Source organism: Streptomyces sp. NPDC094032 (genome assembly GCF_040303965.1).
In the GTDB taxonomy this organism is placed as follows: Bacteria; Actinomycetota; Actinomycetes; order Streptomycetales; family Streptomycetaceae; genus Streptomyces.
Genome location: NZ_JBEOUE010000010.1, coordinates 65,934 through 78,567 on the forward strand (window position 1 = coordinate 65,934; position 12,634 = coordinate 78,567).

Annotated in this window: 11 protein-coding genes; 7 read left to right on the forward strand and 4 right to left on the reverse strand. The window is 73.1% G+C overall.

Going from position 1 to position 12,634, the window contains the following annotated elements:
- Window positions 1-347 precede the first annotated feature (347 nt).
- From ABTZ54_RS16470 to ABTZ54_RS16485, 4 genes are all read left to right on the forward strand, one after another.
- Window positions 348-1,436 carry a sugar ABC transporter substrate-binding protein gene (locus ABTZ54_RS16470; RefSeq protein WP_351663220.1) on the forward strand — a complete coding sequence of 363 codons (1,089 nt, stop codon included), beginning with the start codon at window positions 348-350 and terminating at the stop codon, window positions 1,434-1,436.
- Window positions 1,437-1,451: 15 nt separating this feature from the next.
- Complete coding sequence (locus ABTZ54_RS16475) at window positions 1,452-2,258, forward strand: ATP-binding cassette domain-containing protein (protein ID WP_351663223.1); 807 nt, start codon at window positions 1,452-1,454, stop codon at window positions 2,256-2,258.
- Window positions 2,259-2,308: 50 nt separating this feature from the next.
- Window positions 2,309-3,529, forward strand: a complete 1,221-nt coding sequence (locus ABTZ54_RS16480) for a sugar ABC transporter permease (protein WP_351663699.1) — start codon at window positions 2,309-2,311, stop codon at window positions 3,527-3,529.
- A gap of 79 nt (window positions 3,530-3,608) precedes the next feature.
- Window positions 3,609-4,217, forward strand: coding sequence for a GNAT family N-acetyltransferase (locus ABTZ54_RS16485; protein ID WP_351663226.1), 609 nt, complete (start codon window positions 3,609-3,611; stop codon window positions 4,215-4,217).
- A 61-nt stretch (window positions 4,218-4,278) separates the two neighbouring features.
- Here ABTZ54_RS16485 and ABTZ54_RS16490 read toward each other — a convergent pair whose 3' ends face one another.
- Window positions 4,279-5,493, reverse strand: coding sequence for a S8 family peptidase (locus tag ABTZ54_RS16490; protein WP_351663229.1), 1,215 nt, complete (start codon window positions 5,491-5,493; stop codon window positions 4,279-4,281).
- Window positions 5,494-5,812: 319 nt separating this feature from the next.
- Between ABTZ54_RS16490 and ABTZ54_RS16495 the strand changes: the two genes are divergently transcribed.
- On the forward strand, window positions 5,813-6,958 hold the full coding sequence (locus ABTZ54_RS16495) for a PP2C family protein-serine/threonine phosphatase (RefSeq protein WP_351663232.1): 1,146 nt from the start codon (window positions 5,813-5,815) through the stop codon (window positions 6,956-6,958).
- Between the two features lie 15 nt (window positions 6,959-6,973).
- Here ABTZ54_RS16495 and ABTZ54_RS16500 read toward each other — a convergent pair whose 3' ends face one another.
- Window positions 6,974-7,519 (reverse strand): GNAT family N-acetyltransferase, encoded by a 546-nt coding sequence (locus ABTZ54_RS16500; protein WP_351663235.1) that lies wholly within the window; start codon window positions 7,517-7,519, stop codon window positions 6,974-6,976.
- Between the two features lie 79 nt (window positions 7,520-7,598).
- On the opposite strand from ABTZ54_RS16500, the gene ABTZ54_RS16505 reads away from it, so the two are divergent.
- Window positions 7,599-7,955: a hypothetical protein gene (locus ABTZ54_RS16505; RefSeq protein WP_351663238.1), complete on the forward strand. Its 357-nt coding sequence runs from the start codon at window positions 7,599-7,601 to the stop codon at window positions 7,953-7,955.
- Between the two features lie 89 nt (window positions 7,956-8,044).
- On the forward strand, window positions 8,045-8,638 hold the full coding sequence (locus tag ABTZ54_RS16510) for a DUF998 domain-containing protein (RefSeq protein WP_351663241.1): 594 nt from the start codon (window positions 8,045-8,047) through the stop codon (window positions 8,636-8,638).
- Between the two features lie 65 nt (window positions 8,639-8,703).
- Here ABTZ54_RS16510 and ABTZ54_RS16515 read toward each other — a convergent pair whose 3' ends face one another.
- Window positions 8,704-11,502, reverse strand: a complete 2,799-nt coding sequence (locus tag ABTZ54_RS16515) for an alpha/beta hydrolase (RefSeq protein ID WP_351663244.1) — start codon at window positions 11,500-11,502, stop codon at window positions 8,704-8,706.
- Between the two features lie 184 nt (window positions 11,503-11,686).
- Complete coding sequence (locus tag ABTZ54_RS16520; protein WP_351663247.1) at window positions 11,687-12,532, reverse strand: alkaline phosphatase family protein; 846 nt, start codon at window positions 12,530-12,532, stop codon at window positions 11,687-11,689.
- Between the last annotated feature and the right edge of the window lie 102 nt (window positions 12,533-12,634).

Sequence of the window (12,634 nt, forward strand, 5' to 3'; positions counted from 1 at the left end):
GGCGAAGGGGAAACGTTTCGCGACACGAGCGCTCCATCTGTCCGATGCGAATGGACAATGAGCTCAGATCGTGAACCCCCGCGGACCGCGCGGGTGGTGCTTCCGCGGTCAATGGCGTGAATTCACGCGCCCGCCGCCCAATGCGTCCGGATCCGGTGGAGCGACCGGCACGGGACGTGACCCGGCGGCCACCCCAGGTGAGACGGACCGCGCCCCCGGATTCCCCGCGCCGACGGCGAATGGTCGCCCCTCAGGGTTGGGTCTAGTGTCGAGATATAGGCCAGAGGCGCGCCCGCGCCCCCGCGGTCTCGGAGGCGGAATCGCGCGGCGTGCGAAAGGAGCCTCCCATGACCCGTACATTGCGCGCCGCGATCACTCTGGCGGGCACCGCGGTCCTGTCTCTGGGAGTGGTGTCGACGAGCGGAGTCCTTCCCGCGTCCGCGTCGACGATGGCCACCGACGTGAAGATCGGTCTGCTGCTCCCGGAGAGCAAGACCACGCGGTACGAGAAGTTCGACCGGCCCTACATCGAGCAGAAGATCCAGGAGCTGGCCCCGGGCGCCCACGTGGACTACTACAACGCCGCCGAGAGCGCCACGACCCAGCAGCAGCAGGTCAACACCGCGCTCGCCAAGGGCGACAAGGTGCTGATCCTGGACGCGGTGGACGCCAAATCGATCCAGTCCTCCGTGCAGAAGGCCCATGACGCGGGCGTGAAGGTCGTGTCCTACGACCGCCTCGCGCAGGGCCCGGTCGACTCCTATGTCTCGTACGACAACCGCGAGGTCGGCAGGCTCCAGGGCAAGGCGCTGCTCGACGCCCTCGGCGCCAAGGCCCAGAGCGGCGAGATCGTGATGCACAACGGGTCGCCGACCGACCCGAACGCGGCCGAGTTCAAGGCCGGCGCGCACTCCGTGCTCGACGGCAAGGTGAAGATCGGCAAGGAGTACGACACCCCCAACTGGGACCCGAACAACGCCAACCAGCAGATGTCCGGCGCCATCAGCGCCCTCGGCAAGGACAAGATCGTCGGTGTCTACTCGGCCAACGACGGTCTGGCCGCCGGTATCTCCACCGCTCTCCAGGCGGCCGGCATGCACGTGCCGCTGACCGGCCAGGACGCCCAACTCGACGCCATCCAGCGGATCCTGCTGGGCACCCAGACCATCACCGTCCAGAAGCCGTACAAGCCCGAGGCCGACATCGCCGCGACCATGGCCGTCGACTACGCCCAGGGCAAGACGCCGCCCGCCGCCCTGACCCCCGTCACCGTCACCAGCGGCAGCGGCCAGAAGGTGCCGTCCAACCTGCTGAAGCCGGTCGTCGTGAACAAGACCAACATCCAGGACACGGTCGTCAAGGACGGCATGTACACGGTCCAGGAGATCTGCACCCCGGCCTACCAGGCGGCGTGCAAGCAGGCCGGCCTGATGTAGTCGGAGGCGGTGGACGTGCCGGAAGCACCTGTGCTGACCCTGCGGGGGATCTCCAAGCGGTTCGGCGCGGTCCAGGCGCTCTCCGGGTTCGACCTGGAGGTCCACGTCGGCGAGGTCGTCGCCCTGGTCGGCGACAACGGCGCCGGAAAGTCGACCGCCGTCAAGTCGATCGCCGGGGTCAACCCGCCCGACGAGGGCGTCATCGAGTGGCAGGGGCGGCCGGTCTCGATCGGCCGCCCGCACGACGCCCAGAACCTCGGCATCGCCACCGTCTACCAGGACCTCGCCCTGTGCGACAACCTCGACGTGGTCGGCAACCTCTTCCTCGGCCGGGAACTGCGCCGCTTCGGGATCCTCGACGAGGTCCGCATGGAGCGGCGCTCCCGCGAGCTGCTCGACACCCTCTCCATCCGCATCCCCAGCGTCCGTATCCCCGTGGCCTCCCTCTCGGGCGGCCAGCGCCAGACCGTGGCCATCGCGCGGTCCCTCATCGGCGACCCCAAGGTGGTCATCCTGGACGAGCCGACCGCCGCACTCGGCGTGGAGCAGACCGCCGAGGTCCTCGACCTCGTCGAACGCCTCCGGGGCCACGGCCTGGGCACCATCCTCATCAGCCACAACATGGTGGACGTGATGGCCGTCGCCGACCGGATCGCGGTGCTCCGGCTCGGCCGGAACAACGGCGTCTTCGACAAGAGCTCCACCACCACCGAGGAGATCATCTCCGCGATCACCGGAGCAGGCGACAGCGCCGTCACCCGCCGCCAGGCCCGTATCCGCGAGGAACGGGAGGCCCGGGGGGACCGCCGGGAGGAGCCGTGACGAGGCCCTCCGGAGGCTCCGGCGACCGGGACCGGGCGGCCCCCGAGGCGATGCCCGCCGTCGACAGCCGCCTGATCGTCCGTGAGAAGGGAGTGCGCGGTTACGTCACCGAGTTCCGCCGCAAGCTGCGCAGCGGCGAACTGGGCTCGTTGCCCGTCGTCGTGGCCGTCGTCGTCATCTGGACGGTGTTCGGCAGCCTGAACAGCGCCTTCCTCTCCGCGCAGAACCTCTCCGACCTCAGCCAGCAGATCGTCGGCACCGGCATGATCGCCGTCGGCATCGTCTTCGTCCTGCTGCTCGGCGAGATCGACCTCTCGGTCGGCTCCGTCAGCGGCCTGTGCGCGGCCATTTTCGCGGTGCTCAACGTCATCAACGGCATGAACCAGTGGCTGGCGCTGCTGGTCGCCCTGGCCGGGGGAGCGGCCGTCGGCCTCATCCACGGCTTCTTCTTCGCCAAGGTGGGCGTGCCCGCCTTCGTCGTCACCCTGGCCGGCAACCTCGCCTGGAACGGCCTCATGCTGCAAGTGCTCGGCAGCAGCGGCACGGTCAACATCCCCAGCGAGAGCATCGTCTCCCGGCTGTACTCGACCATCTTCCACAGCCCGGCGGCCGCCTATGCCGCCGCGGGCGTCGGCGTCGGTCTCTTCCTGCTCGCCTCGCTGCTCGACGCCAGGCGCCGCCGGGCGGCCCGGGTGCCCTCCCGGCCGGTCGCCGAGATCGTGCTGCGCACGGGCGTGATCGCGGCCATCGCCTTCGCCGCCGCGTACATCCTCAACCAGTACCAGGGGCTCCCGCTGGCGCTGCTGATCTTCCTGATCCTGCTGGTGGTCCTGGACTTCGTGCTGCGGCGCACCCGGTACGGGCGCCAGATCTTCGCCGTCGGCGGCAACATCGAGGGGGCCCGCCGCGCCGGCATCGGCGTGCCCTTCATCCGCATGAGCGTCTTCACCGTCTCCGGCGTGATGGCGGCGGTCGGCGGGCTCTTCCTGGCCGGCCAGATCCAGTCGGCGAGCCAGACCTCCGGCGGCGGCAACCTGCTGATGAACGTCATCGCCGCCGCCGTCATCGGCGGCACCAGCCTGTTCGGCGGCCGGGGCTCGGTCTGGTCGGCGCTGCTCGGCTCCCTGGTCATCGGCTCGATCCAGTCGGGCATGAACATCATGGGCGTCAGCAACGCGGTCCAGTTCATGATCACCGGCTCGGTGCTGCTGGCCGCCGTGGTCGTCGACTCGCTGTCCCGGCGCAGCCAGAAGGCCGCGGGACGCGCCTGACGGCGGCCCGCTCCCGGGGCTCGCGGGAAGCGGGACCCCACCCCGAAGACCAAGATCATCTCGGGGCAGAATGACGCCCATGACCATGACGAACGTACCCAAGACGGCCACGGTCGACGACGCCGCGCTCATCGGCGGCATCCTGACCCGCGCGTTCGACGACGACCCGATGATGCGCTGGTTCTTCCCGGAGGACGCCACCCGCGCGGCCTCGCTGGACCGCTACTTCACCACCCTCTTCACCCGCCAGTACGTCCACCACGGCGTGTGCGAGCGCACCGGCGCCGCCGCCTCCTTCTGGGTGCCCGCCGAGGCGCAGGAGAAGGCCGTGCCCGACGCGGACACCATCGAGGAGCTCAAGGGCATCCTCGGCGACCGGGTCGCGCAGTTCGGGGCGGCCGTCGAGACCGCCGCCGCGCACACGCCCCAGGAGCCCCACTGGTCCCTGTCGCTCATCGGCGCCGACCCGGCCGCGCAGGGCCAGGGTCATGGAGCCGCGCTGCTGCGCTCGGGCCTGGCCCAGGCCGACGCGGCCGGCATGCCGGTCTACCTGGAGTCCTCCAAGGCGGCGAACCTCCCCGTCTACGAGCACTTCGGCTTCACCGTGCGCGAGGAGGTGCCGCTGCCCGGCGACGGCCCGATGCTCTGGGGCATGTGGCGCGAGCCGCGCCGCCCGGCGGACGCGTAGCGGGACGGGCGGACGCCCCGGCGGCCCTGGTGGGCCTCCGGGGCGTCCCCTGGAGCGTGGGTCACGGCACGAGCCGCAGCAGGCGGTTCGGGGAGCCGCTGCCCGGGCTCGTCACCTTGTTCGGGGTGGCGCCGTTGACGAGGGCGGTGGCGACCTGCGCCGGGGTGGCGGAGGGGTGGCCGGCCAGGTAGACGGCGGCGGCGCCCGCGACGTGCGGGGTGGCCATCGAGGTGCCGGAGATGGTGTTGGTGGCGGTGTCGCTGGTGTTCCAGCCCGCGGTGATGGACACGCCCGGGGCGAAGAGGTCGAGCACCGAACCGTAGTTGGACCAGCTCGCCTTGGCGTCCGCGCTGTCGGTGGCGCCGACGGTGAGGGCGGCGGCGACCCGGGCCGGGGACGAGGAGGACGCGTTCGTCCCGGAGTTGCCGGCGGCGACCGCGTACGTGACGCCGTCCGCGATGGACTTCTTGACCGCGTTGTCGAGAGCGGTGGAGGCGCCCCCGCCGAGCGAGAGGTTGGCGACGGCCGGATCGCCCGCCGCGTGGTTCGCCGTCACCCAGTCGATGCCCGCGATGACACCGGAGGTGGTGCCGGAGCCGTTGTTGTCGAGCACCCGGACGGCCACGATCCTCGCGGCCTTCGCCACGCCGTACGTCTTCCCGGCGATGGTGGTGGCGACGTGCGTGCCGTGCCCGTTGCCGTCCTGTGCGACGGAGTCGCCCTCGACGGCGTCGTAGCCGTTGACGGCGCGCCCGGCGATCTCGGTGTGACCGATGCGGACACCGGTGTCGATGACGTACGCGGTGACGCCCGCGCCCGCGCTGTCGGGGTAGGTGTACGTGCCGGAGAGCGGCAGGTCCGCCTGGTCGACGCGGTCCAGGCCCCAGGGGGCGTTGGACTGCGTGGCGTCGGAGCGGACCACCTGGTCCTGCTCGACGGACGCGACAGCCGGGTCGGCGGCCAGCCGGCGGGCCGCGGCGGCGTCGAGCCGGGCGGTGTAGCCGTTGAGCGCCGAGCCGAAGGTCCTGCCGACCCGGCCGCCGTAACCGGCTATGAGGCCCCGCCCCTTGGCGGAGGCGGCCGTGAACCCGGCGCCCTGCTTCAGGGTGACGATGTAGCTGCCGGGCACGGCGTCGGCCGATCCGGCGGCGAGCACGACGCCCTCGGCGGGGGCGGCCTGGGCGGGGACGGCGGCGAAGGCGCCCAGGAGGGCGGCCGCCGTGGCGGCGGAGACCGTCACGGCCAGACGGGCCCTGGAGTTCTGCGGAAGTGCCATGGTGAGGGAGTCCTCCTCTTGGCGGCGCGCCCGGGGTGGGCGGCGCGACGGTGGGGGCTGTGCGCTCGGGACCGCCGGGAACGGGGGTGTGGCGTTCCCGGCGTGAGCAGCAGCCTGGCCGCCGCCACGGGTGGGACTCAAGGGAGTTGGGGTCTTGTCATGGATCCGCCATACCGCCGCAATCGAATCCGCAAGGAAAAGGGGTGAACCGGACGGCGCATGGTCGAAGCCCGGCCACTGGCGTGATCTGACGGTGGAAAAGATTCGGAGGGGACCCGACAAACGGGACATACCCCATCACCTGATGTATGCCTTTCACATGGATCCCCACCAGCAGGCCTCCGCCGCCCCCCGCCTCGCCCGGCGCGGCGGCCGACTGCTGCTCGCCGTACCCTTCGCGCTCATCGCGGTGGTCACCGTCGTGGACGTCCTGTCACCGCCCGACGTCCACCTCGGGCCCTTCCTGATCGCCGCGCCCGCCGTCACGGCCTCGTTCGCGGGCGCGCGCATGACCGCCTTCGTGGGGGCGGTCGCCGTGCTCGCCCAGTCGGTGGTGGCGGTCTCCCGGACCACCCTCACCGACCTCAACCACACCTACCAGATCGTCGCGCTGGTCCTGATCTCGGTCATCGCGACCTTCTTCGCCCACCTGCGCGAGCGGGACGAGGAGCGGGTGCGGCGGCTGCGGTCCATCGCCCACGCCGCGCAGAGCGTCGTCCTGCGCCCGCTGCCGCACCGGGCCGGACCGCTGCACATCGCCTCGGTCTACCTCGCGGCGGAGGAGGAGGCGCAGATGGGCGGCGACCTGTACGCGGCGGCCCGCACCGCGACCGGGACGCGGCTGCTGATCGGGGACGCCCGGGGCAAGGGCCTCGACGCCATCGGCGAAGCCTCCCTGGTCCTGGGCGCTTTCCGGGTCACCGCCCGCCGCGAGCAGGAGCTGCCGGACCTCATCGGCCACCTGGAGGCGGGCGTCGGCTCCGCCGAGCCGACCGGGGACGAGCCGGGCACGGGAGCGGCGGCCGCGGCGGCCGACGACACCGCGGACGAGGCCTTCGTCACCGCCCTGGTCCTCGACATCCCCGACCGCGAGCCGGTCGTACGGCTCGTCAACTGCGGGCACCCGCCGCCACTGCTCCTGCGGCAGGGCCGGGTGATCCCCCTCGACACCGCCGACGCGAGCCCGCCGCTTGGCCTGTCGGACGTCCTGGCACCCGCCGTCACCGTGGAGACCTTCCCCTTCGACGTCGGCGACGTCCTGCTCCTCTACACCGACGGGGTCGTCGAGGCCCGCGACGCCTCCCGCGCCTTCTACCCCCTGACGGAGCGCCTCGCGGCCTGGGCCGGGGACGACCCGCCGACCCTGCTCGGCCGCCTGCGCGCCGACCTCCAGGCGTACGCGGGCGGCCACCTCGGCGACGACGCGGCCCTCGTCGCCGTCGAGCGGCTGGCCCCGGAGCCGTAGGGCCTGTCCGACGGATCAGACCTCGGGCAGTGAAGGGTGCGGCGTCCACGGCAGCGGGGCGGTGACGGCCCACCGCTCGTGGTCCCGCCAGTCCCCGTCGATGTATAGGTAGCCGGGCGACATCCCCTCGTGACGGAAGCCCAGCTGCCGGACCAGGGCCAGGGACGGCTCGTTCCCCGGCTGGATGTTGGCCTCGATCCGGTGCAGCCGCAGCTCGGTGAAGGCGTGCTCAAGGACGAGGGCGACCCCCTCGGACATGTACCCGTGCCCCGCCGACGGCGCGAAGGCCGCGTACCCGATGGACGCGCCCTGGTAACGCCCCCGGATGATCGAGTTGATGTTGACCATGCCCGCGACGGCACCCGTCTCCCGGACCCGGACCAGGAAACCCAGGTTGGCGTCGTCGAAGCGCCGCATCCAGACACGGAACTCCTCCGCCGTCCCGGGCAACTGCATCCACGGCCCGTGCAGCTCGGCGCTGGCCCGTACGAGCGCGCAGAACTCGTCCTGGTCGGAGAGGGTGAGCGGGTGGAGTGCGACCCGTGGCGGAAAGTTGACCATGGGCCAACGGTAGGGGACGCCGCTCCCGTGGCGGCGGGAGACCGCAACCACGGGCGGCGCGGAGGCGTCCCTGCCGGGTATGAGCGAGAAGCGGACGTCCGCCGACGGAACCAGGGCCGAGAGCGCCGGAGGCTGCCTCGTGACCGCCGGGGGAGCGCTCGCCGGTCTCGGCTACTGGGCGCGGCGAGCCGCCTTCAGCGTCGACGGCGGCTTCGAGGCGCACGCCCGCGACCTGAGCGTCGTCCTCGTGGACCTCCCGCTCATCCTCCTCGGCGCCGTCGCGCTGCCCCTCGTCACCTGGCTCCTCACCTTCCGCCGCGGGCCCTGGCCGGCCGCCCTCGCCGCCCTGCTCGTCCTCGCCCTCTTCCTGTACGGCGTGGACGCCTTCTGGCGGCCCCGGCAGGCGCCGGACCCCGGCTACGGACCCGGGATCTGAGGGGCGCGAGCCGCGCCGTTCGGGCCCACCTGCCCGCGCGGGCGTGCCGGAGGAACGCCCGGGTGCGTCGGCGTGGTTACGGTGGGCCGATGCGACCAGTTCCCCGGTGGGCCCTGATCTCCTCGGGGTGCGCCCCGGTCCTCCTCATCGGCGGCTGGACGATCGCGGGCAGCATGGAAGGGCCCGGCTACGATCCCGTCACCCAGACCATCAGCGTCCTCGCGGCGTACGGAGCGCCGGGAGCCTGGGTGATGACGGGCGCGCTCCTCGGCCTCGGCGTCTGCCATCTGTTCACCGCCTGGGGGCTGCGCGCCGCCGCGCTCGCCGGACGGATCGCCCTGGCCGCCGGCGGCGTCACGGCGCTGGTCGTCGCGCTGCTCCCCGCGCCGAGCAGCGGAGGCTCCCTGCGGCACGGCTCGGTCGCCGCCGTCGGCTTCGCCCTGCTCGCGCTGTGGCCGCTGCTCGCCACCGACCGTACGGGTCCGGCGCCCTGGGGCCTGCGACCGGTGCCCGCCGTCGCGGTGACGGCGCTGATGGGGCTCGGGGCCGGCTGGTTCCTCGTCGACATGCAGCGGCACGGCGCCGTCGGCGTCGCCGAACGCCTGGTGACCTGCGTGCAGGCCGTCTGGCCCCTCGTGGTCGTGGTCTCCTGCCTGCTCCACCGAAGGCGGGACGCCCAGTAGAACGCGAAAGGCGGACACCGGCCCCGGGAAGGGGCGGTGTCCGCCTCGCGTCACCTCAGATCACCTCAGACCGCGTCCCGCACGGTGCCGGTGACCTCCGGGCCCGGGATCGGCTCCCAGTTGCCGTCGTAGGTGGTGAACCTGCCCCGCAGGGTCTCGGCGGGCTCGGCGATCGTGTCCTTGACGGTCGGCACGCGGATCTCCGCGCTGGTCTGACCGGCCGGGACGCTCACGCTCAGGTACAGGCCCCAGCCCTCCATCACCTGGGACAGCGGCACGGCCGGGTCCGGCACCTGGCCGATCTGCTCCTCCAGCCAGGCACGGTCGACGTCCGCCGTGGACAGCTCGGTGCCGCCGGTCACCGGCTCCAGCTGGATCCCGCCCATGATGTCGACGTCGGCGGGCTCCGACAGCGTCGCCCGCCAGACCAGGGCGGCGCCCTCGGTCACGTCGTCGGCGACGGGCGTCAGGGTCACCTTCGGCATGGGGTCGTCGTTCCGCGCGGTCACCCCGCCGTGGTGCGCGCCGACCACGGCGCCGCGCACCGCCTTCACGAAGGCGTCCCGCGAGATGTCGTAGCCGAACCGGGTGTTGCCCCGCACCTGGACCGGAAGGTCGATGTCATGGCGTCCGGGGCGCACCGTCACCAGCCGGGTCGTCACCTGGTCGCTGTCCGGCTTGGGCACGAACAGCCGGACCTGGCCGCTGCCCTGGCCCGTGACCTTCACCGGGATCCGGTACGTCTTGACGCCCGAGTCGCCCTCCTTGACCGTCAGACGGCCCACGTCGACCCGCGCGAGCGCGGCGGGCCGGACGGCCGGAGTGCCGGGGCGCCAGCCCCACCCGTCCATCAGGAACGCGCGGCCGTCGCGGCTGCGCGGGGTCAGTTCGAGCGAAGCGATCTTCTTCAGGTCCAGCCGGGCCCGGGTGGCGGCGGACAGCGGTACGCGGATCTCACGCGCCCACGAGGCCGCGGTACGGGAGCTGCCCGGCAGGCCGTCGACGCGGGTGCGGCCGAGGTGCGCGCGCTTGCCCGCGGCATCCCTCACGGCGATGTCGAGCACGGTGCCGGTGCTGTTCGGCGGCACGATCAGGCGCAGCGCCAGCGACTCGGAGCCGGCCAGCGAGACCGGCCGCTTGGCCCGCACGGTGACCGGCGCGCCCGGGTTGGTCCAGCGCAGCGCGACGGCGTCACGGCCCGGTTCGGGCGAGGCCTCCCAGTTCGCGAAGTGCGGCGAGGCGCCCTCGTCGGGCGACAGGCAGGAACGGGTCGCGTCGGGGTCGACCTGGGCGCAGAGCCGCGCGCCGGTCCCGGACACGGTGACCGAGGAGCCCGGCAGGAAGGCCGGGGTGCGCCGCGCGCCGACGGCGTGGGTGACGACCCGCGCCGGGTCGGCCGAAGGGGCGCGCCGGCCGGTGCCGTCGAGGAGCGGCCGGACCCGGTCGTCGCCGCCGACGAACAGCCGCGCGGCCGCCGCGATGTAGGTGGCGCCCGCGGTCTGCTGCTGCGGGGCGGTCAGCCGGGTGCGGGTGCCGGGGGAGCAGACCGGGTCGGTGCCGTCCTCGGACGAGAAGTCGTCGAAGGCGGGCGCCTTGGCCTGTCCCGGGGTCCACTCGCTGTTGAAGAAGTTGTGGTTCGCGCCGACCATGTAGACCGCGCTGTGCAGGGCGGCGCCCTGGCTGACGCCCCGGGTGCCGTCCACGTAGATCTGGCCCTGGAGGTCGGACACGTCGCCGTCGCAGCCCGGCAGGATCGTCGTGGAGGGCACGTCGGGGGCCGGGTTCTGGCCGAAGATCGTGGGCCCGATCAGGACGTTGCCCCGGATCTTCCAGCGCACGGGGCCCCGGTAGCCGTCCTGGTCGGCGGGGGCCGGGTAGAGGCTGTCGAGCGCGGCGCGGTTGACGCCCTCGCCGCCACGGGAGTGGCCGACGAGCAGGACGCGGGAGAGGTCCGCCTGCCCGACGCCTCGGACGGCGGCCGGCGCGGAGGGCCGCTTCGTGGTCCACGCGGCCCAGCGGGCGAGGTGCTGGCGCACGAGGGAGGAGCGGGCCTGGGCGCCGCCGTCCTCGGCCTGCCAGTCCTGCCCGTTGATGCCGTTGGCGGAGATCGACACCGTCACGTAACCCTGGGAGGCCAGCAGCTTCTGGGCCTTCAGATACCCCTTGTGGCTGGGGATCGGCTTGAAGCCGGGGGCGCACGGCCAGTCGCCGGTGACGTCCTCGGTGCCCGGCTTGTAGCAGGTGCCGTGGCGGCCGTGCAGGAACAGGGCCACCGGGCGCTTGCCGGGAGCGTTGGTCGGGCCGACGACCACGGCCTCCATCTCGACGGGCTTCGGGAAGCCGGGCAACGAGACGGAGCGCAGGGCGTATTCGCCGCTGCTCGTACGGTAGGGGCCGGCCTTGCCCGGGTCCACCGGGTTCGCGGGCAGCGCGGCCTCGGGCCGGACGGCCTGGGCGCGCGGGCGGTTGTGGGCCGAGCGGGCCGGCGCGGCGGCGTCGAGCCGCCGTCCGCCGGCCGTCACGCTCAGGTCGGAGGTCTTGTCGATCCGGACGCCACCGAGCGGCAACCGGAAGGTCCGGCCGTCCCGTTGGGCCTCCGGAAGGCCGAGCAGCCGGTCCCCGGCGCGGAACTCGACCCGGGCGTCGCCCATGCGGACGGGCTTGGGCGAGGTCCACACCAGATGGGCGGCGGCGCCGGTCCCGGAGATCTGCCAGCCCTCGGGGAGGCCGGCGTCCCCGGCCCGGCTCCCCGGGGACGCCGGCGGTGATCCCGGGGTCGGCTGCGCGAACGCCGGCAGGGGCGACGCAGCCGTTATGGCGAGCAGCGCCACGGCGGTGGTCACGCCGCGTGTGACACGTATCAAAGCGGTCTTCCTCACGATCGGTCTCGTGAGGGCACCTGCGGTGTCCCCGGTCCCCCGGGCATCCCCCGTCCCTGGTGCCCCCCTCGACCCGGAGGACGGTGGGAAAGACCTGTGGGTTGCCTCAAGGGGGCGTCAAAAACCTGTCAGGGTAAGGAAAAACCTTCGGGGCCGTGCGCGGGGCGTCTCAGGGACAGAAGGCCTTGCCGTCCAGGGTCCAGTGCGGGTCCGGGGCGATCCCCAGGGCGGTGTAGACGTGCGCGGCGACGTCCGCGTGGTGGAGCGGCGCCGACGGGGCCTTCCCGGGCGGCAGTCCGGGCCCGCACGCCGCGATCCAGGCGGTGCGCTCCAGCTCGCTGCGCCCGCCGTGGCCGCCCTCGTCCCGGTGGCCGTGGTCGGTCACCGCGATGACCGTCCACTCCTCGCCCGCGCGCTCACGGCGTCCGCGTACGGCGTCGAGGAGCCGGCCGAGCCGCCGGTCGGCGGCCTCGACCGAGGCGCGGTACTCCTTGCCGCAGCCGACGAAGTGCGCCGTCTCGTCCACGGCGCCGAGATACACGAAGCCCGCGTGCAGCTCCTCGTCGAGACCCAGGAGGTGTTCCGCCTCGGCCGTCACCCGCTCGTCGGCCTCCTCCCACGCCTCGGGCGTGTCCTCGGCCGGGGCGACGTAGCCGAGCCGGGTCGGCGCGACGAACAGCGGGCCGCCCTCCCGCGCGAGGAAGAGCGGCGCCCACCCGCCGACCGCGAAGGTCCGGCGCCCGCACTCGGCGGCGAGCCGGGTCGTGAAGTCGGGAAAGACATCGAGCCGGTTGCCGTCGAGCCGGTTGCCCCAGACACCGTGCTTGGCGACGCCGACGCCGGTGACGATCGTCGTCCAGCAGGGCCCCGACATGGTCGGGGTCGTCGCGTCCACCTCGACGGGCGCGAGGAAGCCCGCGCGGGCGATCGAGTCGAGGTGGGGGGTGTCGAGGCCGGGGAGCACGTCGAGGCGTACGCCGTCGATGCCGATCACCAGGGTGGGGGAGGTGTGCATGGAGGGTTCCAGGGGGTGTGGGTGGGTGGGTGCCGCAGGAAGGGGACGGGGAAGGGGAAGGGGACGGGGATGGGTGAAGGGGCGGCGGGCGGGTGGTGGCGC

Excerpts from the sequence above, each read along its gene's own strand:
- ABTZ54_RS16470 (WP_351663220.1), top strand. The coding sequence starts at position 348 with ATGACCCGTACATTGCGCGCCGCGATCACTCTGGCGGGCACCGCGGTC.
- ABTZ54_RS16480 (WP_351663699.1), top strand. The coding sequence starts at position 2,309 with ATGCCCGCCGTCGACAGCCGCCTGATCGTCCGTGAGAAGGGAGTGCGC.
- ABTZ54_RS16485 (WP_351663226.1), top strand. The coding sequence starts at position 3,609 with ATGACCATGACGAACGTACCCAAGACGGCCACGGTCGACGACGCCGCG.
- ABTZ54_RS16490 (WP_351663229.1), bottom strand. The coding sequence starts at position 5,493 with ATGGCACTTCCGCAGAACTCCAGGGCCCGTCTGGCCGTGACGGTCTCC.
- ABTZ54_RS16495 (WP_351663232.1), top strand. The coding sequence starts at position 5,813 with ATGGATCCCCACCAGCAGGCCTCCGCCGCCCCCCGCCTCGCCCGGCGC.
- ABTZ54_RS16500 (WP_351663235.1), bottom strand. The coding sequence starts at position 7,519 with ATGGTCAACTTTCCGCCACGGGTCGCACTCCACCCGCTCACCCTCTCC.
- ABTZ54_RS16505 (WP_351663238.1), top strand. The coding sequence starts at position 7,599 with ATGAGCGAGAAGCGGACGTCCGCCGACGGAACCAGGGCCGAGAGCGCC.
- ABTZ54_RS16510 (WP_351663241.1), top strand. The coding sequence starts at position 8,045 with ATGCGACCAGTTCCCCGGTGGGCCCTGATCTCCTCGGGGTGCGCCCCG.
- ABTZ54_RS16520 (WP_351663247.1), bottom strand. The coding sequence starts at position 12,532 with ATGCACACCTCCCCCACCCTGGTGATCGGCATCGACGGCGTACGCCTC.